Source organism: Pantoea sp. NGS-ED-1003, from assembly GCF_000738765.1.
Taxonomy (GTDB): domain Bacteria; phylum Pseudomonadota; class Gammaproteobacteria; order Enterobacterales; family Enterobacteriaceae; genus Pantoea; species Pantoea septica.
This window is the reverse complement of record NZ_JPQA01000001.1, coordinates 545298-569253: the sequence shown is the minus strand read 5'-3', so window position 1 is coordinate 569253 and position 23956 is coordinate 545298. Positions and strand designations below refer to the sequence as shown.

At 60.9% G+C, this 23956-nt stretch carries 23 protein-coding genes; 12 read left to right on the top strand and 11 right to left on the bottom strand.

The genetic code is table 11. From position 1 onward, the window contains the following. Nucleotides 1-34: 34 nt before the first annotated feature. The 4 genes from JS46_RS02625 (at nt 35) to JS46_RS02610 (ending at nt 4561) form a co-directional block, all read left to right on the top strand. On the top strand, nt 35-1102 hold the full coding sequence (locus tag JS46_RS02625) for an ABC transporter permease (RefSeq protein WP_033747598.1): 1068 nt from the start codon (nt 35-37) through the stop codon (nt 1100-1102). A gap of 12 nt (nt 1103-1114) precedes the next feature. Then, nucleotides 1115-1912, top strand: a complete 798-nt coding sequence (locus JS46_RS02620; protein WP_033747597.1) for a glucose 1-dehydrogenase — start codon at nt 1115-1117, stop codon at nt 1910-1912. Between the two features lie 163 nt (nt 1913-2075). Further along, nucleotides 2076-3518 carry a YchO/YchP family invasin gene (locus JS46_RS02615; RefSeq protein WP_033747596.1) on the top strand — a complete coding sequence of 481 codons (1443 nt, stop codon included), beginning with the start codon at nt 2076-2078 and terminating at the stop codon, nt 3516-3518. Between the two features lie 134 nt (nt 3519-3652). Further along, the gene (locus JS46_RS02610) at nt 3653-4561 is read left to right on the top strand and encodes a bestrophin family protein (RefSeq protein WP_033747594.1); all 909 of its coding nucleotides are present in this window, start codon (nt 3653-3655) and stop codon (nt 4559-4561) included. A gap of 100 nt (nt 4562-4661) precedes the next feature. On the opposite strand, the gene JS46_RS02605 is transcribed toward JS46_RS02610, so the two are convergent. Further along, a complete protein-coding gene (locus JS46_RS02605) occupies nt 4662-5735 on the bottom strand; it encodes a porin (protein ID WP_033747592.1) in 1074 nt (357 codons plus the stop codon). Between the two features lie 920 nt (nt 5736-6655). Here JS46_RS02605 and JS46_RS02595 point away from each other — a divergent pair. The 6 genes from JS46_RS02595 to spy all read left to right on the top strand — a co-directional run bounded on the left by JS46_RS02595 (nt 6656) and on the right by spy (nt 13489). Next, the gene (locus JS46_RS02595; protein ID WP_033747586.1) at nt 6656-7876 is read left to right on the top strand and encodes an aspartate aminotransferase family protein; all 1221 of its coding nucleotides are present in this window, start codon (nt 6656-6658) and stop codon (nt 7874-7876) included. Beyond that, nucleotides 7873-8904 carry an arginine N-succinyltransferase gene (gene astA / locus JS46_RS02590; RefSeq protein ID WP_033747584.1) on the top strand — a complete coding sequence of 344 codons (1032 nt, stop codon included), beginning with the start codon at nt 7873-7875 and terminating at the stop codon, nt 8902-8904. Before JS46_RS02595 ends, astA begins: the two co-directional genes overlap by 4 nt. Further along, on the top strand, nt 8901-10370 hold the full coding sequence (gene astD / locus JS46_RS02585) for a succinylglutamate-semialdehyde dehydrogenase (protein WP_033747581.1): 1470 nt from the start codon (nt 8901-8903) through the stop codon (nt 10368-10370). The genes astA and astD overlap by 4 nt, the downstream gene beginning before the upstream one ends. Then, a complete protein-coding gene (gene astB, locus JS46_RS02580) occupies nt 10367-11692 on the top strand; it encodes an N-succinylarginine dihydrolase (RefSeq protein WP_033747579.1) in 1326 nt (441 codons plus the stop codon). Before astD ends, astB begins: the two co-directional genes overlap by 4 nt. A gap of 35 nt (nt 11693-11727) precedes the next feature. Continuing rightward, nucleotides 11728-12726 carry a succinylglutamate desuccinylase gene (gene astE / locus JS46_RS02575; protein WP_033747576.1) on the top strand — a complete coding sequence of 333 codons (999 nt, stop codon included), beginning with the start codon at nt 11728-11730 and terminating at the stop codon, nt 12724-12726. 277 nt (nt 12727-13003) lie between these two features. After that, nucleotides 13004-13489, top strand: a complete 486-nt coding sequence (spy, locus tag JS46_RS02570) for an ATP-independent periplasmic protein-refolding chaperone Spy (protein WP_033747574.1) — start codon at nt 13004-13006, stop codon at nt 13487-13489. Nucleotides 13490-13564: 75 nt separating this feature from the next. On the opposite strand, the gene cho is transcribed toward spy, so the two are convergent. The 4 genes from cho to JS46_RS02550 all read right to left on the bottom strand — a co-directional run bounded on the left by cho (nt 13565) and on the right by JS46_RS02550 (nt 17281). Beyond that, nucleotides 13565-14425 carry an excinuclease Cho gene (cho, locus tag JS46_RS02565; RefSeq protein ID WP_033747571.1) on the bottom strand — a complete coding sequence of 287 codons (861 nt, stop codon included), beginning with the start codon at nt 14423-14425 and terminating at the stop codon, nt 13565-13567. A 127-nt stretch (nt 14426-14552) separates the two neighbouring features. Continuing rightward, on the bottom strand, nt 14553-15377 hold the full coding sequence (gene nadE, locus JS46_RS02560; protein ID WP_033747567.1) for an ammonia-dependent NAD(+) synthetase: 825 nt from the start codon (nt 15375-15377) through the stop codon (nt 14553-14555). A 126-nt stretch (nt 15378-15503) separates the two neighbouring features. Beyond that, nucleotides 15504-16697: a multidrug effflux MFS transporter gene (locus JS46_RS02555; RefSeq protein ID WP_033747562.1), complete on the bottom strand. Its 1194-nt coding sequence runs from the start codon at nt 16695-16697 to the stop codon at nt 15504-15506. After that, on the bottom strand, nt 16694-17281 hold the full coding sequence (locus JS46_RS02550; RefSeq protein ID WP_033747560.1) for a TetR/AcrR family transcriptional regulator: 588 nt from the start codon (nt 17279-17281) through the stop codon (nt 16694-16696). Before JS46_RS02550 ends, JS46_RS02555 begins: the two co-directional genes overlap by 4 nt. 192 nt (nt 17282-17473) lie before the next feature. On the opposite strand from JS46_RS02550, the gene osmE reads away from it, so the two are divergent. Next, nucleotides 17474-17809, top strand: coding sequence for an osmotically-inducible lipoprotein OsmE (gene osmE / locus JS46_RS02545; protein ID WP_033747557.1), 336 nt, complete (start codon nt 17474-17476; stop codon nt 17807-17809). 66 nt (nt 17810-17875) lie between these two features. Here osmE and JS46_RS02540 read toward each other — a convergent pair whose 3' ends face one another. From JS46_RS02540 to hxpB, 6 genes are all read right to left on the bottom strand, one after another. Beyond that, nucleotides 17876-18259: a DUF6515 family protein gene (locus JS46_RS02540; RefSeq protein WP_033747555.1), complete on the bottom strand. Its 384-nt coding sequence runs from the start codon at nt 18257-18259 to the stop codon at nt 17876-17878. 195 nt (nt 18260-18454) lie between these two features. Next, entirely contained in the window at nt 18455-19846 is a 1392-nt protein-coding gene (locus JS46_RS02535; RefSeq protein ID WP_033747552.1) for an L-cystine transporter, read from the bottom strand. A gap of 156 nt (nt 19847-20002) precedes the next feature. Then, nucleotides 20003-20593 carry a metal-dependent hydrolase gene (locus JS46_RS02530; protein WP_033747549.1) on the bottom strand — a complete coding sequence of 197 codons (591 nt, stop codon included), beginning with the start codon at nt 20591-20593 and terminating at the stop codon, nt 20003-20005. 191 nt (nt 20594-20784) lie between these two features. Further along, nucleotides 20785-21546, bottom strand: a complete 762-nt coding sequence (gene kduD / locus JS46_RS02525) for a 2-dehydro-3-deoxy-D-gluconate 5-dehydrogenase KduD (protein ID WP_033747547.1) — start codon at nt 21544-21546, stop codon at nt 20785-20787. Between the two features lie 16 nt (nt 21547-21562). After that, the gene (gene kduI, locus JS46_RS02520; protein ID WP_033747543.1) at nt 21563-22399 is read right to left on the bottom strand and encodes a 5-dehydro-4-deoxy-D-glucuronate isomerase; all 837 of its coding nucleotides are present in this window, start codon (nt 22397-22399) and stop codon (nt 21563-21565) included. 194 nt (nt 22400-22593) lie between these two features. Continuing rightward, nucleotides 22594-23274: a hexitol phosphatase HxpB gene (gene hxpB / locus JS46_RS02515; protein ID WP_033747541.1), complete on the bottom strand. Its 681-nt coding sequence runs from the start codon at nt 23272-23274 to the stop codon at nt 22594-22596. 143 nt (nt 23275-23417) lie between these two features. On the opposite strand from hxpB, the gene JS46_RS02510 reads away from it, so the two are divergent. Beyond that, nucleotides 23418-23954 (top strand): YniB family protein, encoded by a 537-nt coding sequence (locus tag JS46_RS02510; protein ID WP_033747537.1) that lies wholly within the window; start codon nt 23418-23420, stop codon nt 23952-23954. Nucleotides 23955-23956: the final 2 nt, after the last annotated feature.

The following is a 23956-nucleotide window of genomic DNA, read 5'->3' as shown; positions in this document are numbered from 1 at the left end:
TGACGGGCGACGTCGATCGCCCGCAGGAGAGATGATGAACCAAAAATACCTGCTCTATATGTACCTGCTGAAAGCGCGCACCTTTATCGCGCTGCTGATCGTCATCGGCTTTTTCAGCGTCATGGTGCCGAACTTTCTCACTCCGTCGAACCTGCTGATTATGACTCAGCACGTCGCCATTACCGGGCTGCTGGCGATCGGCATGACGCTGGTGATCCTCACCGGCGGCATCGATCTCTCGGTGGGCGCGGTGGCGGGCATCTGCGGCATGGTGGCGGGCGCGCTGCTCACCAGCGGCGTGCCGCTGTGGAACGGCAATACCCTGTTCCTTAACGTGCCGGAGGTGATCCTCGCGGTGGCGCTGTTCGGCGTGGTTATCGGGCTGGTGAACGGCGCGGTGATCACCCGGCTCGGCGTCGCGCCCTTTATCTGCACCCTGGGCATGATGTATGTGGCGCGCGGCGCGGCGCTGCTGTTCAACGACGGCAGCACCTACGCCAACCTGGTCGGCCTGCCGGCGCTTGGCAATACCGGCTTCGCCTTTCTCGGCTCCGGCACGCTGCTCGGCATCTATCTGCCGATCTGGCTGATGGTGGGCTTTCTGCTGCTCGGGCTCTATCTGACGCGCAAAACGCCGCTGGGGCGCTATATCTACGCCACCGGCGGCAACGAATCAGCCGCGCGGCTGGCGGGCGTGCCGATCGTGAAGGTGAAGATTTTCGTCTACGCCTTCTCTGGCCTCTGTGCCGGGCTGGTGGGGCTGGTGGTGGCGTCGCAGCTGCAAACCGCCCATCCGATGACCGGCAATATGTTCGAGATGGACGCCATTGGCGCCACGGTGCTGGGCGGCACGGCGCTGGCGGGCGGCCGCGGCCGCGTCTCCGGCTCGATTATCGGCGCCTTCGTGATCGTCTTCCTCGCCGACGGCATGGTGATGATGGGCGTCAGCGACTTCTGGCAGATGGTGATCAAGGGGCTGGTGATTGTTACCGCCGTAGTGATCGATCAGTTCCAGCAACGGTTGCAAAGCAAAGTGGTGCTGCTGCGTCGCCATGAAAAAAAGCAGCAGTCGACATCGGTATCTGAAGTCAGTCATGGATAAGCGGAGGGCAACATGACGCGTAATTTTCAAGGACAAACCGTAGTTATTACCGGCGCCTGTCGCGGCATCGGGGCCGGCATCGCGGCGCGCTTCGCGCGCGACGGTGCCAGCCTGGTGATGGTCTCCAACGCCGAGCGGGTGTTCGCCACCGCCGAAGCGCTAAAGGAGAAGTACGGCAGCGATATTCTGGCGCTGCAGGCGGACGTCACCGACGAAGCCGCGGTCCAGCAGCTCTATCAGCAGGCGTTCGATCGCTTCGGGCGCATCGACGTATCGATTCAGAACGCGGGGGTGATCACCATCGATCGCTTCGACGGCATGCCGAAAGCGGATTTCGACAAGGTGCTGGCGGTAAATACCACCGGCGTCTGGCTCTGCTGTCGCGAGGCGGCGAAGTATATGGTGAAGCAGAACGGCGGCAGCCTGATCAACACCTCTTCGGGCCAGGGGCGCCAGGGGTTTATCTACACGCCGCACTACGCGGCGAGCAAGATGGGGGTGATCGGCATTACCCAGAGCCTGGCGCTGGAGCTGGCGCCCTGGCATATCACCGTAAACGCCTTCTGTCCCGGCATTATCGAGAGCGAGATGTGGGACTACAACGACCGCGTCTGGGGCGAAATCCTCAGCACCGATGAGAAAAAATATGGCAAGGGCGAGCTGATGGCGGAGTGGGTCGAGAATATTCCGCTGAAGCGCGCCGGCCAGCCGGAGGATGTCGCCGGGCTGGTGGCGTTTCTCGCTTCTGACGACGCGCGCTATATTACCGGCCAGACCATCAACGTCGACGGCGGACTCATCTTCTCCTGACGCCCTCTTCAGGCTGGATAAATCTGAGTTTATCCAGCTTTTCCCCTGATTTTTCCGCATTTTCCCGCCATTCTCTGCAAATTCATCACGATGTGTTAAAGTAAATTCAAGCCATTTTGTGAGACAGGTCTCGTTAATCAGCCGAAAAATCCGATAAGACGCTATGTTTTTTCACCGCTTTGCCCACTCTTTTTTTGCCTCTTCGCCCCTTGTCGCGGCGATCCTTTCCGCTGTGCCTGCGGCGCAGGCTTTCACCGGCACCGCCTCGGTGGCGGAGACGCCTTTCGAGGATCCGGCACGCTTTAACCAGCAGCTGGCGGCGCTGCCGTCGCTGGGCAACGCGCAGAGTGACGACGAGTGGAATAAGCGGCTCGCCGCTATCGCCAAAGACATCGGCGAAGCGAGCCTGAACGGCGACAACAGCACCAGTTTTGGCCAGCAGGCGGGCGTCTGGGCTTTCAACCACTTTCGCGACGAGGTGGCGAATCGCGTTGAGAGTGAAGGGCAGTCGCTGCTGTCGCCCTACGGCAATGCTCAGCTCGATCTAATGGTGAATATGCAGGGCAGCTTTACCGGCACCGGCGGCGATCTCTTCACCGCGCTGGCGGACGAGCGCAGCCATCTCACCTTTAGTCAGGTGGGGGTGCGCGACACCAGCGACGGGCTGGTGGGCAATGTCGGTTTGGGTCAGCGCTGGGTGACGCCGAACTGGCTACTCGGCTATAACGCCTTTCTCGATCGCAGCTTCGATATCGGCCAGCAGCGCGCCTCGCTCGGTACTGAAGCCTGGAACGAAAATCTGCGCTTCTCCGCCAACTATTATCACCCGGTGGGCAGCTGGAAGAACAGCGGCGACACCGAGCAGCAGCGCATGGCGCGCGGCTACGATATCACCACCCAGAGCTATCTGCCGTTCTATCGTCAGCTCGGCGTGTCGCTGAGCTGGGAGCAGTATCTCGGCGATAACGTCGATCTCTTTCACAGCGGCAACCGCTATCACAACCCCTCCGCGCTGTCGCTCGGCCTCTCCTATACGCCAGTGCCGCTGGTGACGCTGTCGGCCAGCCACAAGACCAGCAGCGCGGGCGAGACGCAGGATCAGCTGGGGTTAAAGCTTAACTATCGCTTCGGCGTAGCGCTGAGCAAGCAGCTGGAGGCGAGCAACGTCGCCGAGGCGCGTTCGCTGCGCGGCAGCCGCTATGACCGCGTCACCCGTTCCGATACGCCGGTGCTCGATTTTCGCCAGCGCAAAACTCTGTCGGTGTTTCTCGCCACGCCGCCGTGGCAGCTGACACCGGGCGAAAGCCTGCCGCTGAAGCTGCAGATCCGCCACAGCAACCCGATCAAGGCGGTGAGCTGGCAGGGCGATACCCAGGCGCTGAGCCTGACGCCGCCCGCGAATAACAGCCAGCCGCAGGGCTGGAGCCTGATCGTGCCCGCCTGGGACGACTCGCCAGGCGCCAGCAACGAGTACCGGCTGTCGGTAACGCTGGAGGATGATAAGCAGCAGCGCGTCACCTCGAACTGGATCACCCTGAAGGTGCAGCCGCCGATGCAGGTCGATGCCGGTGCGGCGTCCGATCGCTTCGATATTATGGCGCCCTGAGGCGCTGTTGAGGAAAGCGTGATGCAGCGAGCTGCTTAAGGAGAGTAAATTGTGACAATTGTCACAATTAATAGCTGGTCAGGCGGACGGGAAAGTCGCAGAATCGCCGCAAAATCCCTTGTCACCTGCAGATCATGATCGTTCGTCCCCATCGCCACTGGTTCGTTCGTTTGTTCGCCTGGCACGGCTCTGTGCTGCCTGTTATCTCATTTCGCCTGTTTCTCAACCTGCTGATGTCGCTGCTCGCGCTCTGGCTGCTCAACTGGTACGAGACGCTCGGCATAAAGCTGACGCTGGCGCCTTTTAGCCTGCTCGGCGTCTCCATTGCGGTGTTTCTCGGCTTTCGCAACAGCGTCTGTTTCGCGCGCTTCAGCGAGGCGCGCCATTTTTTTGGCGCGCTGCTCATCGCCTGTCGCACGCTACAGCGTCAGGTGCTGGCGCTCTTTCCTGAAGAGGCGCCGCGCATTCAGGCGCTGCTGCTGGCGTTCTGCTACAGCCTGAAGCACCAGCTGCGGCGCAGCGACGCGCGCGCCGATCTGCAGAGGCTGCTCGGAGAAGATGCCGACTGGGTGCTGTCGCGCCGCTCGCCGACCAATATGCTGCACCTTCAGCTCTCGCACTGGCTGGCGGATCAGCGTCGCCAGGGCAAAATCAGCGATCTGGTGTGGAGCAATATCGACGAGAGCCTGAATCAGCTGGCGGCGGTGCTCGGCGGCTGCGAACGGCTGGCAAGCATGCCGGTGCCGTTCGCCTACGGCCTGCTGCTGCACCGCACCGTCTATCTCTTCTGCACGCTGCTGCCGTTCGCGCTGGCGCCCGATCTGCACTACATGACGCCGCTGGTGTCGATGTTTATCTCCTACACCTTTTTGTCGCTCGATACGCTGGCGGAAGAGCTGGAGATGCCATTCGGCTATCAAAACAACCATCTGCCGATGGATGCGATCTGCGCCAATATCGAGATCAGCCTGCGGGAAATGGCGGGGGAAGAGGAGACGCTGCCGACGCCGCTGCGCCCCGACGCCTACTACCGTCTGACCTGACCCTGGCGGCGCGCCTCTGCGGGGAGCAAAAAAAGGCCGCTTGCGCGGCCCTGCGCGCCCGGTTGACACGGACCGGGCGCAGAGTGAGGGTAAAACCTTATCAGAACTGGTAGATCAGGCCGACGGCAGTGATATCGTCGGTCTTCAGGCCCAGCGGGTTGTTGTCGTCCAGCAGGTTGATCTTGTACTCCACGTAGGTCGACATGTTTTTGTTGAAGTAGTAGGTGGTGCCCACTGCAACATATTTGAAGATGTCGGCGTCGCCGATATTCTCAATCTCTTTGCCCTTAGATGAGACGTAGCCTATCGACGGGCGCAGGCCGTTCAGGAACTGATACTGCGCCACCGCCTCGAAGTTCTGCGCTTTGTTGGCGAAGCCGCCGCTGATCGGCGTGGCGTTCAGGGTTTCGCCATACATCGCCGCCAGATAGATCTGATTCGCATCATATTTCACCGCCGTCGCCCAGTTCTGCGCTCTGTCGCCGTCGCCGCGCGCCGCCGCGTTCTGCGCTTCGGTGCGATCGAGGCTGGCGTAGGCGCCGGTAAAGCTCAGGCCGAAATCGAAGGCGTAGCTGGCGGAAAGGGCGTAGCCGTCGCCGTTGGAGCGGCGCACGCCGTCGGTGTTGCCGGCGCGATCGTTTTTGCCTTCATACTGCGCGGCCAGGCTCAGCCCTTTAATCAGGCCGAAGAAATCTTTGTTGCGCCAGGTGAGCAGGCCGGTGGAGCGTCCCGCCAGGAAGGCGTCGGTGTAGCCGGAATCGCCGCCGAAGAAGGGCAGCATATCGGTATAGGCGAACGCGTCGTAGACCAGCCCGTAGTTGCGGCCATAGTCGAGCGAACCGGCGTCGCCGAACTTCAGTCCGGCATAGCCGAGACGGGTGCGGTTGCCGTTCTGCGCGTCGCTGCCTTCCGAGTTGCGCAGGCTGTACTGATACTGCCAGAAGCCATAGCCGGTCAGCTGGTCGGTAATCTTGGTTTCGCCCTTAAAGCCGAGGCGCGTATAGGAAGAGGTATCGCCATCGTTGCTGCTGTCGTTGGAAAACAGGTGCGAGACGTTAATTTTTCCCACTAAGTCGAGTTTGTTGCCATCTTTATTATAAATCTCCGCTGCCTGGCCGGCAGATATTCCAACAAGAGACGACACCACTGCCGCCGCTAACGCGCGCTTCATCATTTATATTTACCCTGTCTTTGTTAGTTATTATTCCCCGCTATCTGGGGTGAAAGAAAAATGACACAAAAGGATAAGTTGACCTAGTGCAATAAGTGTAACTAAATATTTCAAAAGCGATTTTACTGTTTGTGCTGTTTGTTTTTTGTTCTCTTCGGCGCAGCGGCAATTATCGTCTGTAAAAGGGTTAATGAAAGAATTTAATCACAAGATATTGATTTTATAATGAATTTATTCGGTGTTTAGTGAGGTTTCTTTATGCGTATGCACCTTTGTGAACGGCTAGCTAATCCCAAATGAAAATCAAGCTTTACCGGAAAAGTTCAAATGCCAGACTAAGAGTAATGCTCTAATAATTAGCTTGCTTACAAATTAAGTGACCATCATTAATTCTTATTGCTGCATTGATAATAACGTCAGTAATAATTGTTTTAACCCCTGCTATTTATTTACTGAAACCTGGTTAATAAACCGTCTGGCGTTTTTCCACACGGGAGTATGGCCTCAGCCTGACCAGACTTATTTCCTTTGGCATTAAACCTGATTCCCGCTTTTATGCGATCGATCTGCCCTGAAACAGAGCGCGCTGCACTTATAAAGTGCGTTTTTTGCCTGAATTTGAACATAAAAGTCAGGAGCGATCACAAAAGCAATATTTACTCCGGCAACTGCATAAATCTGCTGCGGAATATGCGGCGCAGGCGCGGTGCTCACGAAATTATTCACTATATATGCATTAAAAGTGAATATCACGTGATTCTAAGTTATTGATATTTCGTTGTACTCCCTCTTTTATGCATTTATTCGCTTTGCTGGCACGCAAGCTGCACTTTACAGTAGGGCTGTGTTCACCCGAATTTCACAAATTTAAAACATTCGCTTTACTCACCGGTGCGCCGGGCGGGAAGGCAGGAGAAACAGTTATGTCACTGCAGGTTTCGCGTCACGATTTCGATCAATGGATGGTGCCGGTCTATGCGCCAGCGAACTTTGTACCGGTACGCGCATCGGGCTCGACCCTCTGGGATCAGAACGGCAAAGAGTATATCGACTTTGCCGGCGGCATTGCGGTTAACGCACTGGGTCATGCGCACCCGGCGCTGCAGCAGGCGCTGACCGAACAGGCGTCGCGCCTGTGGCATACCGGCAACGGTTACACCAACGAGCCGATCCTGCGGCTGGCGAAGCAGCTGATCGACGCCACCTTCGCCGACCGCGTCTTCTTCTGCAACTCCGGCGCCGAAGCCAACGAGGCGGCGCTGAAGCTAGCGCGTAAAACGGCGCACGATCGCTTTGGCGCGCATAAAAGCGGCATCGTCGCCTTTAATAACGCCTTTCACGGCCGCACCCTGTTTACCGTTTCCGCTGGCGGTCAGCCCGCCTACTCAAAAGATTTCGCGCCGCTGCCGCCCGATATCCGCCATACGCCATTTAACGATCTGGAAGCGGCGGCGCAGCTGATCGACGACAACACCTGCGCGGTGATCGTCGAACCGATTCAGGGCGAAGGCGGCGTACTGCCTGCCGATCCCGCCTTTTTGCGCGGCCTGCGCGCGCTGTGCGATCGGCACCAGGCGCTGCTGATTTTTGACGAAGTGCAGAGCGGCGTGGGTCGCACCGGTTCGCTCTACGCCTATATGCACTACGGCGTGACGCCGGACGTGCTCACCACCGCCAAGGCGCTGGGCGGCGGTTTCCCTATCGGCGCGATGTTGACCCGCGAAGATCTGGCGCAGGTGATGAATGTCGGCACCCACGGCACCACCTACGGCGGCAATCCGCTGGCGGGCGCGGTGGCGGGCAAGGTGCTGGAGTTGATCAACCAGCCTGCGACCATGGCGGGCGTCACTGAACGCCATCAGTGGATCGTCGAGGCGCTGGAGGAGATTAACCAGCGGCTGCATCTGTTCAAAGAGGTACGCGGCCTGGGCCTGCTGATCGGCGCGGTGCTGAACGAGGACTATGCCGGTAAAGCGAAGCAGTTTAACCTGGCGGCCGCTGAGCAGGGCGTGATGGTGCTAATCGCCGGCGCTAACGTGGTGCGCTTCGCGCCGGCGCTGAATATCAGCGAAGAGGAAGTCAAAACCGGCATGGCGCGCTTTGCCGTGGCCTGTGAACACCTGGCGCGAGGATCGACATCATGATGGTGATTCGTCCTGTTGAACATGACGATCTGCCGCAGCTCCTGACGCTGGCCGGCAAAACCGGTGGCGGACTGACCTCGCTGCCGGTCGACAGCCCCACTTTGCAGGCGCGCATCGAGCGTTCGCTGCAAACTTGGCAGGGCGCGCTGCCGCGCGCCGAACAGGGCTATGTCTTCGTGCTGGCCGACAGCGAAGATAATCGCGCCGTGGGCATCTGCGCCATTGAGGTGGCGGTCGGACTGCAGGAGCCCTGGTACAACTTTCGCGTCGGCACCCAGGTACACGCCTCAAAAGAGCTGAACGTCTATGCGGCGCTGCCGACGCTGTCGCTGAGTAACGACCATACCGGCAGCAGCGAACTCTGCACGCTGTTTCTCGACCCCGACTACCGCGACGGCAAAAACGGCTATCTGCTCTCGAAGTCGCGCTTTCTCTTTATGGCCAACTTTCGCCATCAGTTTATGGATCGCGTGGTGGCGGAGATGCGCGGCGTCAGCGACGACGCGGGGCATTCGCCTTTCTGGGAGAGCGTCGGCAGCCGTTTTTTCTCGATGGAGTTTCGCAAGGCCGACTTCCTCAGCGGCACCGGCCAGAAGGCCTTTATCGCCGAGCTGATGCCAAAGCATCCGCTCTATATCGACTACCTGTCGCCAGAGGCGCGGGCGGTGATCGGTCAGGTGCATGAGAAGACCGCGCCCGCGCGCGCGGTGCTGGAGGCGGAAGGATTCCGCTATCGCAACTATATCGACATCTTCGACGGTGGGCCGACGCTGGAGTGCGAAATCGACGACATTCGCGCCATCCGCAAAAGCCATGTGCGCAGCGCCGCGCTCGGCGAGCCGGACGAACATGCGCCGCTCTGTCTGGTGGCGAATCTGGACTATCACCGTTTCCGCGTCGCGCTGCTGCCAGCGCGCATCGAGCAGCACGACGTGGTACTTAATGAGAATCAGCTCAGGGCGTTGCACGTTGAGCCAGGCGATAGCCTGCGCGTGGTGACGCTGGGCGGCGAGGAGAAAAAAGCATGACGCACATGATTAACGGCGAATGGCAGCCGGGCCGCGGCGATACCCTGCGTAAAATCGATCCGGTGTTCGGCGAGACGCTGTGGCAGGGCGAGGCCGCCACGGCGGAGCAGATCGCGCAGGCTGCGGCGGCCGCCCGCGAGGCGTTTCCAGGCTGGGCGCGCCGACCTTTCGCCGAGCGTCAGGCGCTGGCCGAGCGTTTCGCCGCGCTGCTGGAGAGCCACAAAACCGAGCTGGCGGAAACCATCGCCGCCGAAACCGGCAAGCCGCGCTGGGAGGCGCTGACCGAAGTGCAGGCGATGATCAATAAGATCGCTATCTCTGTGAAGGCTTTCCATACGCGCACCGGCGAACAGCACGAGGGCGAAAGCTCGCTGCGCCATCGCCCGCACGGCGTGCTGGCGGTATTCGGCCCCTACAACTTTCCCGGCCATCTGCCTAACGGCCATATCGTGCCGGCGCTGCTGGCGGGCAACTGCGTACTGTTCAAGCCGAGCGAGCTGACGCCCCTCACGGCGGAGAAAACCGTGCGCCTCTGGCTGGAAGCGGGGCTGCCGCGCGGCGTGCTGGCGCTGCTGCAGGGCGCGCGCGCCACCGGACAGGCGCTGGCGGCGGAGACGCAGATCGACGGCGTGCTTTTTACCGGCAGCGCGGGAACCGGCTATCAGCTGCACCGCCAGTTCGCCGGCCAGCCGGAGAAAATGCTGGCGCTGGAGATGGGCGGCAACAATGCGCTGATCGTCGAGGATCCGGCGGATATCGACGCGGCGGTGCATATCGCTATTCAGTCCGCGTTCATTACCGCCGGGCAGCGCTGCACCTGCGCGCGCCGTCTGCTGGTGAAGCGCGGCGCGGCGGGCGACGCCTTCCTGCAGCGGCTGCTGGAGGTCAGCGCGCGGCTGCAGCCCGGCGCCTGGAACGCCGAGCCGCAGCCCTTTATGGGCAGCGCCATCTCCGTCGAGGCGGCGGAAAAGATCTATCAGGCCTGGCAGCAGCGCGTCGCGCTCGGCGGCACGCCGCTGCTGGAGATGCGCTGGCCGCAGCGCAGCAACGCGCTGCTGACTCCCGGCATCATCGACGTCACCCAGGTCAGCGGCCTGCCGGACGAAGAGGTGTTCGGCCCGCTGCTTAACGTCATTCGCTACGACAGCTTCGATGAGGCGATTCGCCTCGCCAACGAGACGCGCTACGGCCTGTCGTGCGGTTTAATCTCGCCGTCGCGCGCGCAGTTCGACCAGCTGCTGCTGGAGGCGCGCGCCGGGATCGTGAACTGGAACAAGCCGCTCACCGGCGCGGCGAGCAGCGCGCCGTTTGGCGGCATCGGCGCGTCCGGCAACCATCGCGCCAGCGCCTGGTATGCGGCGGACTACTGCGCCTGGCCGATGGCGTCGCTGGAGACGCCCGACCTGACGCTGCCCGCCGCGCTTTCGCCAGGGCTCGATTTCTCCGCGCACGAGGAGCAGGCATGAAAACCACAGAAGCGAACTTCGACGGGCTGGTCGGCCTGACGCACCACTATGCCGGGCTGTCGTTCGGCAACGAGGCCTCGACGCGCCACCAGCATCAACCGTCGAACCCGCGCCTCGCGGCGAAGCAGGGGCTGCTGAAGATGAAGGCGCTGGCGGACAAAGGCTTTGTGCAGGGAGTGATTCCGCCGCACGAGCGGCCGAACCTGCCGCTGCTGCGTCAGCTCGGCTTCCGCGGCAGCGACGAACAGGTGCTGGCGCAGGCGGCGAAAGCGTCGCCCGGGCTGCTGTCGGCGGTCAGCTCCGCCTCGGCGATGTGGGTGGCCAACGCGGCGACGGTGTCGCCTTCGGCCGACAGCGCCGACGGGCGCGTGCATTTCACCGTCGCCAACCTGAACAACAAATTCCATCGCGCTATGGAGGCGCCGCAGACCGCCCGGCTGCTGCGCGCCATCTTCCGCGATCCGCAGCATTTCGACGTGCACGACGCGCTGCCGCAGGTGGCGCTGTTCGGCGACGAAGGGGCCGCGAACCATAACCGCCTCGGTGCCGAGTATGGCGAACGCAGCCTGCAGCTCTTTGTTTACGGACGCGACGACAACGGCGGCATCGCGCCGGGACGCTATCCCGCGCGCCAGACGCTGCAGGCGAGCCAGGCGGTGGCCAGGCTGCATCAGCTTGACGAGCGCCACACGATCTTTGCCCAGCAGAACCCGCAGGTCATCGACCAGGGGGTGTTTCATAACGACGTTATTGCGGTCAGCAACCGCGAAGCGCTCTTCCTCCATCAGCGGGCGTTCGTCGATCAGCCTGCGCTGCTGGCGACGCTGCAGCGTCGCGTACCCGGCTTTACCGCCATCGAGGTGCCCGAAAGCCGCATCTCGGTGGCGGACGCGGTCAGCACTTATCTCTTCAATAGTCAGCTGCTGAGCCGCGACGATGGCGCGATGCTGCTGGTGCTGCCTGAAGAGTCGCGCCAGCATCCCGGCGTCTGGGGCTATCTGAGCGAGCTGGTGGAGCAGGGCGGCCCGGTGCGCGAACTGGCGAGCTTTGACCTGCGCGAAAGCATGCAAAACGGCGGCGGTCCCGCCTGTCTGCGGCTGCGCGTGGTGCTGACGCCGCAGGAGCGGCAGGCGCTGAATCCGGCGGTGATGATGAACGATCGCCTGTTCGTCACGCTTAACGACTGGGTAGATCGCCACTACCGCGATCGCCTGACGCAGGCGGATCTGGCAGACCCTCAGCTGTTAACCGAGGGCCGCGAGGCGCTGGACGAGCTGACCCGGCTGCTGGACCTGGGCAACGTTTACGCGTTTCAGCAGTAGCGGGAACGGCGCTGATATCGCAGAAAGGAGGTTTAATGCACGATTTTCTTCAGCAGACGCTGTCAGGCGAGGCGCCACATCAGCTGTGCGGCGAAACGCCCTGGCTGCGCTGGCGATGGATCGACCACGGCATTCTTCAGCTCGACCCGCTCGACGAGCCGCAGCAGGCGCTGGTGCTGTCGGCCGGCATTCATGGCAATGAGACCGCGCCGGTAGAGATGATGAATGCGCTTATCAGCGCGCTGCTGCGCGGCGAGATGCCGTTACGTCATCGCGTGCTGGCGATCCTCGGCAATCCTGCGGCGCTGCGCGCCGGCAAGCGCTACCTGCGCCATGACGTGAATCGCCTGTTCGGCGGCCGCTGGCAGCAGATCGACGACTGCGACGAGGCGCGGCGCGCGCTGCGTCTGGAGCAGGCGACGGAGGCCTTCTGGCTGGAGGGCGGCAAAGCGGAGCAGCCGCGCTGGCATCTCGATCTGCACACCGCCATTCGCGGCTCCTGGCATACCCGCTTCGGCGTGCTGCCGCTCAATCCGCATCCCTGGCCGGCACCGTTTATCCACTGGCTGACGGCGGCAGGGCTGGAGGCGCTGGTCTTTCACACGGCGTCGGGCGGCACCTTTACCCATTTCAGCTGCGCAAACTTCCGCGCCGCCAGCTGCACGCTGGAGCTGGGCAAGGCTCTGCCGTTCGGTGCCAACGACCTGACGCAGTTTGCTGCCGCGCAGCAGGCGCTGGCGGCATTGCTGAGCGGCGAACCGCTGCCGGAGGCGCGAGAGAAACCGCGCCGCTATCGGGTGGCGCAGCAGATTACCCGCCTCAGCGAGCAGTTCCGTCTGCATATGGATGCGGAGACGCGCAATTTTACCGCCTTCCCGCAGGGCGCGCTGCTGGCTGAGGATGGCGCCACGCGCTACGTCGTGCAGCAGGCGCGCGAATATGTGCTGTTTCCCAATCCCGCCGTCGCGCTGGGGCTGCGCGCCGGTCTGATGCTGGTAGAGGAGGACGCGCCCGTCGAGGCGCAGCCGGGCTGACATCCTGTCCGGCAGCGAGGCGGAGAATTTTCCTTCCGCTTTGCTGCCGGAACCCTTACACTCCTCCATAATTCCTGCCAAATCCGCTTTGAATTCATATTCTTTTGCAATTCCTCACCTGATTCTTCTTATTCTCTTCATGATTGCCCGATTTTTGTCTTTTATGCTTTCACGGCTTTACTCACTCTCTGAGAGATTGACATTCAGCAGCGTAATCTTGTTCTCGAAGACGCGACAGGCTGCTGTCGTCATTAACTGAATGATAAGGACAACTATTATGCGTAAACTGACTTCTCTGATTCTCGCTTCTACCCTGGCATTCGGTGCGGCAAGCGCGGTCCATGCAGCGGCCGACAACCTGACGCCGCCGCCGGCCGGTAGCGAAAAAGCGATGCATAAGCCGCCGATGCACCACGGCATGATGATGTTCAAAGGTTTGAACCTGACCGATGCGCAGAAGACCCAGATTCGCGACATCATGAAAGAGAGCCATAAAGATTTTAAACGTCCGTCGCTGGAAGAGCGCCGCGCCGGTCACGCGATTATCGCCTCTGACACCTTTGACCGCACGAAAGCGGAAGCGCAGGCAGAGAAAATGACCGCCGATGCGAAAGAGCGCGCGGTGGCGATGATGGAAACGCAGAACAAGCTCTATAACGTGCTGACGCCGGAGCAGAAGAAGCAGTACAACGCTAACTTTGAAAAGCGTCTGACCGAGAAAGGCCCGCACGACGAGAAAATGGCGCCGCCAGCCGCTGAATAACCGGCTGAGGTAAGGCAGTAAGACCGCCGATGTTGTCCAGACAAGCAGAATGTCTGGGCAGCGTCGGCGGTTTTTTTATAGCGGTTCGATGGGGTAATGACCGGAAAGCAGCGGTCGACACAAAATTTTATAGCCGTCATGGTCGAAGCCGCTCGGCGCGCGCTTCAGCCGACGCGCCTCTTCCATATCGCTGACCGATCCCAGATAGAACCAGTGGTCGATCACGTGGATCTGCGTCATCAGTTTTCCCTCCTCGATCAGCGCGACCGGGCCCTGCCACGGCCAGCAGATCACCCGCACGCTCTCCAGCGCTTCCAGCAGCCGCGCCTGATGATCGTCCAGCGTTTCACGGCCGCAGCAGGCGCCGGCGCAGCGGCGCAGCGCGGCGCGAAAACAGGCTCGGTTGGCGCTCAGCTTTTCCAGCCCCAGCAGCCCGTGGCAGAGCTGATGTTCGTCGGCGAGATACTTCAGCGTCTCCAGCGCCTTGTGGCGGCTACGATAAAGGCCGAAGAGGTTGGGGGAGTGGGAAAAATCGACGTCGCGCGCGTAGACCACCTCAGGCTTGCCCTCGGCGATCTGAATCGAGCAGAGCTGGCGATTTTTGCGCAGGCGCTTGTTGAACAGCGGCTGCTGCGTCTTGATCATCTGCGCTTCCAGCAGCAGCGCGCCGAGATCGCCCGCGGTAGGGATCCAGCTGACGCGGCGCGCCTGGCGCAGCATGCGCGCCTCTTCCGGCGTGCGGAAGTGCGACATCACGCGCGAGCGCAGATTGATGCTTTTCCCGATATAGAGCGGCAGCGTCTCGCTGTCGCCGTGAAAGGTATAGACGCCGGGCTGATTGGGCAAACCTTCCAGCCATTCGCGCAGGTGTTCGGGATATTCGTAGATGGCAGCCGCGTCGAACTCGAGGCGGTGCGTGGCGGCACGTCGAACCAAGACAGACTCCTGTAACTGTGTATTCATACAGCATATCAGGCTGCTCAGGCTTTCGCCAGCGGGTTAATCGGTGAACATTGAGGCGGGATAAAATTTCCCCTGCCGGGCAGCAGGGGAAAAGGGGGCATTATTTCCAGAAGTCGTCGAACACCGTAATCGGCGGACGACGCTTGTGCTCGGTCTTCACATACCAGTTTTCGATGATCTTCGCCGTTTCCGGCGCGACGCTTTTGCCTTCCAGGTAGTCGTCAATCATCTCGTAGGTCACGCCGAGCGCCACTTCATCCTCCAGGCCAGGACGATCGTCTTCCAGATCCGCCGTAGGGCGTTTCAGGTAGAGGTGTTCCGGACAGCCCAGGGTTTTCAGCAGCAGCTTGCCCTGACGTTTGTTGAGGCGAAACAGCGGATTGATGTCGGTGCCGCCGTCGCCATATTTGGTGAAGAAGCCGGTAATCGCTTCCGCCGCGTGGTCGGTGCCCACCACCAGACCTTTGGTCATGCCGGCGATGCTGTACTGCGCCTTCATGCGTTCGCGCGCTTTTTCATTGCCGCGCACGAAATCGGAAAGTTCAACGCCCGCTTCTCTCAGCGCGCGTTCGCTGGCCAGCACCGACTCTTTGATATTGACCACCAGCGAGCGATCGGGCTGGATAAACGCCAGCGCGTCCTGACAGTCCTGCTCATCCGCCTGGACGCCGTAGGGCAGGCGCACCGCGATAAAGGCGTAGGCGCTGTCGCCGCTCTCTTCGCGCAGTTCGCTAATCGCCAGCTGTGACAATTTGCCCGCCAGCGTCGAGTCCTGGCCGCCGCTGATGCCGAGCACCAGGGTCTTCAGAAACGGATTGCGCTTCAGGTAGCTTTTGAGGAAATCGACGCTGCGGCGAATTTCCTGTTGCGGGTCGATAACCGGGTTAACGCCGAGTGCTGTAATGATTTCCTGCTGCAGTGACATGAATCTCTCCTCAAGACAGTGGCCTGTTGGCCCGTGCGAACCATTTATTAAAGCTAACGCGCATCGGCGAAAACAACAAGCCAAAGCGCCAGTTGTTTCCGGTTAACTGTTGCCAGATCAGGCAGTTTATTCGCGCGGCGCCGGTTTCTGCGCCAGGAAAATAAACATCAGGATCGCCAGCATAAAGCAGCCGAAGATGGTGCCGGTCATGCTGACGAGCGAAGTGCCGCCCAGCCCGGTGATGGGCACCGAGATCGCGCCGAATGAGAACATGCAGACGCCGATGACCGCCGATGCGCTGCCGGCGCGATGGCCCTGGCTCTGCATCGCCAGCGACGAGGCGGTGGTGGCGATCACCCCGTTGCTCGCGATGGTGAAAAAGAGCGCCACCAGCACCAGCGGCAGCGGTGCGGCGAGGAGGCCCGCCAGCAGCAGCAGGCTGGAGGCAGCAAAGGCCATCGTCAGGCCGCCCTTCAGCACGCGATATTCGCCCCAGAGCGGGCAGAGGCGCGCGCTGGTCTGCGAGGCGATCACCAGCCCGATGCCGTTCGCGGCGAAGCAGAAGCTGAACGCCTGCGGCGACAGGCCGTAAATCTGCTGCAGCACGAAGGGCGAGGCGCCGATATAGGCGAACATGCCCGACATCATAAAGGCCTGCGTCAGGCAGAAGCCCATAAAGGGACGATGAACCACCACCTGGCCCAGCGCTGCCCAGGCGGAGAAGACCGAGCCCTGGCTGCGGCGCTCGGGCGGCAGGGTTTCGTGCAGCTTCCAGCGCGCCAGCAGGATCAGCAGCAGCGCCGTCACGCCCAGCACCACGAAGATGCCGCGCCAGTTAAGCAGCGTCATCAGCACGCCGCCCAGCACCGGCGCGCCGATCGGCGCCAGCCCGTTCACCAGCATCAGCAGCGCGAAGAAGCGCGTCAGCTCATGGCCGCTGTACATATCGCGCGCCACCGCCCGCGACAGCACCGCGCCGCCCGCGCCCGCCAGCCCTTCGAACAGGCGCGCCAGCAGCAGCTGGTGGATATCCTGCGCCAGCGCGCAGCCGATCGAGGCGATAAACAGCAGCGCCAGCGAAAGCGTCAGCGGACGCAGCCGACCGAACTTATCGCTCATCGGCCCGAACAGCAGCTGCCCGGCGCCGAGGCCGAGCAGGCCGGCGGTAAGGCTGAGCTGCGCCGTGGCGGTCGAGGTTTGCAGATCGCGCGCCAGTTCAGGCAGCGCAGGCAGGTAGAGATCGATGCAGAGCGGGCCGAGCGCCGCCAGCAGGCCCAGCGTGACGGCATAGACCAGTCGGTTATTGCGTGCAGGTGTCATTTGTCCTCTGAGGGGTTAACTAAGTTGTGGATCATCTGTTTGTAGAGGGTATGAAGCAGATCCGCTGACGCTTTCTGCGTCGTCAGGCGGCGAAAAGCGGTGCCTTCTATCAGCACCGCCAGCACTTCAACGCAGGCGGCGCGCTGCGGCTCGGTAAGGTGCGGATAGTCCGCGCGCATTTTTTCACAGGCGTTGTGAAAAAGACGCGTCTCGGCGGCCTGCAGGATATCGCTGACGCGCGGATTGCGGCTCGCCTCGGCAGCAACCTCCAGCATCAGCATCTCATCCTCGTCGTGTAGGGTTTCGCGGCGGGCGATCATATCGGCGATATGGCTGGCGTCGCTCTGCGCGCTCATCGCCGCCACGCGGCCGTCGACGATGCGTTTCACCATCTCTTCGATCAGCGCGTCTTTACTGGGAAAGTAGCGATAGATCTGCCCGACGCTGAGGCGGGCGGCGCTGGCAAGCTGCGCCATGCTGGCGCCGTGGAAGCCTGACTGACGAAAACAGCGCCGCGCCGCCGCGATGATCTCATCCTGGCGCGTGCGATGCCGCGCGTCGCGCGCCTCACGCTGTGGGTTCATCCTGCCTCCAAAAAGTAGTTTTGAGAGTGCTTATTCTCGCGCCGGATTATACGGGGCGATCCCATTAAGGACAGCTTTTTTACGCTAGCCTGACAGTTCAGACTGAACTTAAAAATGCGCCATAAAGTTGATTAATCTGCATTTCTGTTCCAGGCTTAAGCTTACATGGACAATACAATGAGGAACAACTCGATGAATAAAGCAATGGGATGTATCGCTGCGGCGCTGACGCTGGTCGCACTGTCTGGTTGTACGGCTTACGATCGTGCTGAGAGCTACGTGAGCAAGCCCGTGGTTAAGGATGTGAAAAAAGGCATGACGCGCGATCAGGTTCGCCAGATTGCGGGCCCGGCTTCTACTGAAATCACTATGGTTCACGCACGCGGCACCTGTCAGACCTATGTGCTGGGCGAGCGTGACGGCAAACCGCAGACCTACTTCGTGAGCTACAGCGACACCGGTCGCGTTATGAACTACGGTTTCCAGAGCTGTAAAGAGTACGATACCGATCCGCAGGCTGCTCAGTAAGCCGCAAAGCGACAGAACAGAAAGCAAACGGCCCGTCATTGACGGGCCGTTTTTCGTTATGGCTGCTCAGAGTCCTGCGGGACGCGGCACCTCGATATAGTTGCCGCTGATATCGCGCTGATAGTAGTGGCCCTCCTGCACGTAAAAACGACGGCCGTTAAAGTCGAGCACGCGCAGCGCGCCGTCCGGCTCGGCTGGCGGCTGCACCACCACATAATTTTCGCCCTGACGCTGATAGTAAGCGCCGTTGAGCATGTAGTAGGTCAAGCCACCGATCAGCACCGCGGTCGCCGCCTCCGGCAAAAAGTGCAGCGGGCCTGGACCGCCCCAGCCGCGGCCGTGGCCGCCCCAGTGTGGACCCGGGCCGGGACCCCAGCCGCCGGGGTGAGCAGAGACAAGCGCTGGCGACAACAGCGTTAACGCCAGCAGCGAGGCGATAACTTTTTTCATGGGTTTTCTCCTGCGATAACTGCCTGAAGCATTCTCTTTTTACGCTGTGAAAACAAGCGCAGAGGCGCGACTTTTTCCTCTCTTTACCACGCTTAACGCTTTCTTAACGGCGTCGCCATAAAGGGGGCGGATTGTGAAGCGCGGACATAAAAAAACCGGGCGCGATGGCCCGGTTTATCGTCATACAACGCGCGCTTAGCGGTGCGCCAGCTCCGCGTGCTCGTCACTCTCCAGCACCGATTTGTCGGTCATGCCGAGCCAGCGGCTGGTGAGGGAGCCAGCGGTCATCGAGCCGTTGACATTGAGCGCGGTACGGCCCATATCGATCAGCGGTTCGATTGAGATCAGCAGAGCGACCAGCGTCACCGGCAGACCCATCGCCGGCAGCACGATCAGCGCGGCGAAGGTCGCGCCGCCGCCTACGCCCGCCACGCCTGCCGAGCTCAGCGTAACCATACCCACCAGCGTGGCGATCCAGACTGGATCGAACGGGTTAATGCCGACGGTCGGCGCAACCATCACTGCCAGCATGGTTGGGTAGAGGCCTGCGCAGCCGTTCTGACCAATTGTCGCGCCGAAAGAGGCGGAGAAGCTGGCGATCGATTCCGGTACGCCCAGGCGACGCGTCTGAGTTTCCACGTTAAGCGGAATGCTTGCGGCGCTGGAGCGGCTGGTGAAGGCGAAAGTGATCACCGGCCAGACCTTGCGGAAGAAGCGCAGCGGGTTGATGCCGTTAACCGACAGCAGCAGCGCGTGCACGCCGAACATAATCGCCAGACCCAGGTAGGAGGCGACGACGAAACCCCCCAGCTTGATAATGTCCTGCAGGTTGGAACCGGCGACCACTTTGGTCATCAGCGCCAGCACGCCGTAGGGGGTCAGCTTCATGATCAAACGCACCAGCTTCATCACCCAGGACTGCAGGGTATCGATCGCCACCAGCACGCGCTGGCCTTTGGCTTCGTCATCCTTCAGCAGCTGCAGCGCGGCCACGCCGAGGAAGGCGGCGAAGATCACTACGCTGATGATCGAGGTTGGGCTGGCGCCGGTCAGATCGGCAAACGGATTTTTCGGCACGAAAGAGAGCAGCAGCTGCGGTACGGTGAGGTCCGCCACTTTGCCCGCGTAGTTGCTCTGGATTGCGGCAAGACGCGCGCTCTCCTGCGCTCCCTGCACCAGCCCCTCGGCGCTGAGGTGGAACAGGCCGGTGACCAGAACGCCGACCAGCGCGGAGATCGCGGTGGTAAACAACAGCACGCCGATAGTGAGCAGGCTGATTTTGCCCAGCGACGAGGCGTTATGAAGGCGCGCGACGGCGCTGAGGATCGAGGCGAACACCAGCGGCATCACGATCATCTGCAGCAGCTGCACGTAGCCGTTGCCCACGATATTGAACCAGCTAATAGAGGTCTTCAGCACGTCGCTCTGCGCGCCGTAAATGGTTTGCAGCGCCAGGCCGAACAGCACGCCGATCACCAGACCGACCAGCACTTTTTTCGACAGGCTCCAGCTATCACGGCCGAGGCGCGACAGCAGCAGCAGCAGCGCGACGAAGGCTGCGAGATTGAGAATCAGAGGTAGATCCATGTTGGCTCCCGAAAGACACGCCCGGCGACAGCTATTAGCGCCGAAACGCCAGATATTGTGACGCACGAATTAAGTGGCGGTATGTTACCAGCTCACTCGGGCGTCGACTTATATCCAAATGGAATGCCTTATAACCAGACGGCGTTTTCTGCTGCTTTAATGCGCTTTTTGGGTGGAAATCAGGCGAGAGACGCCATTTTGTAGCGTATCGAACAGCTGAGAGGTCCAACCCTGCGCACCAAATGAGGGCGCGCCTGCCGGAAACCACAGCGAACAGCCGACCAGTATCAGGCAGAGCGTGCGCTCAAGCTGGTTGCCTTTCTGGCTTCTCAGGATCGGCAGACGAAAGCGCCAGCGGCACGGCCACAGCAGCGGCACGCCGGCGGGCGTCAGCATATCGGCAACGATATGGCTGAGATAACCCAGCGTCATTCCCTGTAGTACGTCAGCGGGCAGCAGCCAGTCATCGGGTACGTTTATCTGAAACAGCCACAGGCTGGCCGCAACGGCCAGCAGGCTGTGGGTAAAGCCCCGGTGACCAAACGCGCGTGCTATTGGATAGGAGAGCCACTTTAGCCTCTGGCCGAGCAAAGATTTGGGGTGGTCAATATCGGGTAGCAGGCAGGTAAGCAGCGTGGCAGGGATAAGATGCCACCAGTCGGCCTGCGCCAGCACGGGCGTCAGCTCCGCGCGCTTAGCGAAAATAGCGGTGGCAATAGCGAAAATTACGTGGCCTTCGCCCGTCATGATAAAACCTGGCTGCAAACTGTCGATGCATCCAGTATAGGGATTTATCCAGTAAATGAGAAGTTGTGACGCTGTAACGAAGCGTGAATTTTTTTAGCGAAACGGCGGCATTGCGCCGCCGTTTCGTCGTGTTTGTCAGCCGCAGACAGAGAACGCAGGCTATCAGGCCACGACTTATGACCTGCGAGACGCTAGCGCGCCAGCCAGCCGCCGTCGACCGCCAGCGTGTAGCCGTTGACATAGTCAGAGGCTGAAGAGGCGAGGAAAACCACCGGCCCCATCATATCTTCCGGCACGCCCCAGCGCGCGGCGGGGATGCGTCCGAGGATCTCGGCGCTGCGGCTTTCGTCGCTGCGCAGCTGTTCGGTATTGTTGGTCGCCATATAGCCCGGCGCAATGGCGTTAACGTTGATGCCGTGTTTCGCCCACTCGTTCGCCATCAGTCGCGTCAGGCCCATCACCGCGCTTTTTGACGCCGTGTAGGAGGGAACGCGAATGCCGCCCTGGAAAGAGAGCATCGAGGCGATGTTGATAATTTTGCCGCCCTGGCCCTGTGCGATAAACTGGCGCGCCACCTGCTGCGACAGAAAGAAGACGCTCTTACTGTTGATGTTCATGACGTCATCCCAGTCCTGTTCGCTGAAGTTCAGCGCGTCTTCACGGCGGATAATCCCGGCGTTGTTGACCAGAATGTCGATTTTGCCTGCGGCGGCCACGGCTTTCTCCACCACGCCCGGCACCTGTTCGGTGCGGATAAGATCCGCCTGCAGCGACCAGAAGCGACGGCCTAGCGCTTCGACGCGCTGCTGCGTTTCCGTGGGATCCTCGCGGTTGACGCCGACGATATCGCAGCCGGCCTGCGCCAGCCCCAGCGCCATCCCCTGGCCGAGCCCGGTGTTGCAGCCGGTGACCAGCGCGATTTTCCCTTCCAGATTAAATGCGTTGAGTATCATGAGAGCGCCTCCTTTGTTAGCGCAGATCGCGGATGTTGACATGATCCATGTCGTCGAATACCTGATTCTCGCCGACCATGCCCCAGATAAAGGTGTAGCGTTCGGTGCCGACGCCGGCATGAATCGACCAGCTGGGCGAGATAACCGCCTGTTCGTTATGCACCAGCAGATGACGCGTCTCCTGCGGCTGGCCCATCATATGAAACACCGCGCTGTCCGGGTTCATATCAAAGTAGAAGTAGACCTCCATGCGACGTTCGCGGGTGTGGCACGGCATGGTGTTCCACAGGTTGCCTTCGTCCAGGCGGGTCAGGCCCATGGTGAGCTGACAGGTCGGCAGCACGTCCGGCACCAGATATTTATTGATGGTGCGGCGGTTTGAGGTCGCCGCATCGCCCAGCGTGGTGCGAACCGCGTCCTCTTTGCCGACTTTTTTATCGGGAAAGCGGCTGTGCGCGGGCGCGCTGTTGAAATAGAACTTCGCCGGACGTGAGGCGTCGCTGCTGCGGAAGCTCAGCGTCTGGGCGCCTTTGCCGACGTAAAGCGCCTCTTCCGTTCCGATCTCCCAGACCTTGCCGTCTACCTCGATGGTGCCTGGCCCGCCGATATTGATAACGCCCAGCTCGCGGCGCTCCAGGAAGTAGCTGACGCCCAGCTGTTTGCCCATCTCGTTGCCGAAGGTCACGCCGTCGGCGACCGGCATCACGCCGCCGATAATAATGCGGTCGATATGGCTGTAGGTGAGCGTATAGCGGTCGGCTTCAAAGATCTTTTCAATCAGAAATTCGCGGCGCAGCGCGGCGGTGTCGAGCTGACGGGCATGCTCGCTGTGAATGCTTTGACGAACGTCCATTCTGGTCCCCTCTGGCGAAACAGGTGCATAGGCCCCGCAGGGCGTCTGAGGGCATCTTAGGAGGAGTGAGAGATCAATTCAATAAAAATGAAACGCTGTTTTATTTATTTGAGAGGAGGATCATGCCGCAAAGAAAAACCCGCCGGCGGCGGGCGGGTTCGAACAGGCGGCGCGTTCGCGTCGTCGCACAGGGTTTAGCGTGCGGAATCGCCCAGCAGATGCGCTGCGGTTAGCTGGGTCAGATCGTCCAGCTTTACGTTGGCCAGCGACCAGCGCGGATCCTCGCGCAGCGCGGCGGGCGGCACCACCACGGAACGCATGCGCGCCGCTTTAGTGGCGATCATGCCGTTAACCGAATCCTCCAGCGTCACGCAGTTGAGCGGATCGACGTCCAGCCGCGCGGCGGCGTCGAGATAGACCTGCGGATGCGGTTTGCTGTAGGGCAGCGCCTCGGCGGAGACCAGCACGTCGAAATCATCGCGCAGGTCAAACAGCGCCAGCACGCGCTCCAGCATCATCAGCGGCGAGGCGGAGACCAGACCGGTTTTCAGCCCGCGCTGGCGACAGAGCTGGAGCGCCTGTTTCACTCCAGGCAGCAGCGGCCGCTGCTCCTCAATCAACGCCAGCGCGCGCGCGATAATGCGCGCCGTGACCGTCTGCTGATCCGGGCCTGACCAGGGCAGGGTTTCATACCACATGCGCACCACCTGATCGATGCGCAGACCGAGCGTGTCCGGCAGCTCGCTGCGGCGCGACAGATCGACGTTGAGCGTGGCGAAGATATCCAGTTCTGCCTGATCCCACAGCGGTTCGGAGTCGATAATCAGGCCATCCATATCAAACAGGGCGGCATAAACGGGGCGGGTATAACTCATCGGCTGGCTCCTTGTAGAATTTGCGCTACCTTATCATGGGCTGGCGCGCGCCGCGAAAGTGGCGCGGGCGGCGCTTTTTACGGGAAATAAAAACCACAGGCAGGTAGACTGGCTGCAAACGGGATTCAGGTACAGGAGATACCATGACTTATCAACAGGCTGGCCGCATTGCCATCCTTAAGCGAGTGGCTGGCTGGGCGATCTTTTTGCTCGCGCTGCTGTCGACCGTGATTTCAGTGCTGGGCTTTATGTTCAGGCACAGCGAAAAACAACCGGGCATCGACGCCGTGATGCTCGATTTTGTCCATGTCATCGTCGATATGATCCGCTTCAATACGCCGTTCCTCGGCTTCTTCTGGCGTAACTCGCCGGTGCCGGAGTTTCACGGTCAGATGAATATCGGCTTCTGGATTATCTATATTCTGATTTTCGTCGGTCTGGCGCTGGAAGCGTCCGGTTCGCGCATGGCGCGTCAGGCGCGCCATATTAAAGAGGGCATTGAGGATCAGCTGATTCTTGAGCAGGCGCGCGGCAGCGACGCCCGCACGCGCCAGCAGCTGGAAGAGAAAATCCGCGTGCCGCACCACACGATTTTCCTGCAAATCTTTCCGCTCTATATCCTGCCGGTGGTGATCGCCGTCGCCGGTTACTTCGTGCTGTCGCTGCTCGGCTTTCTTTAACG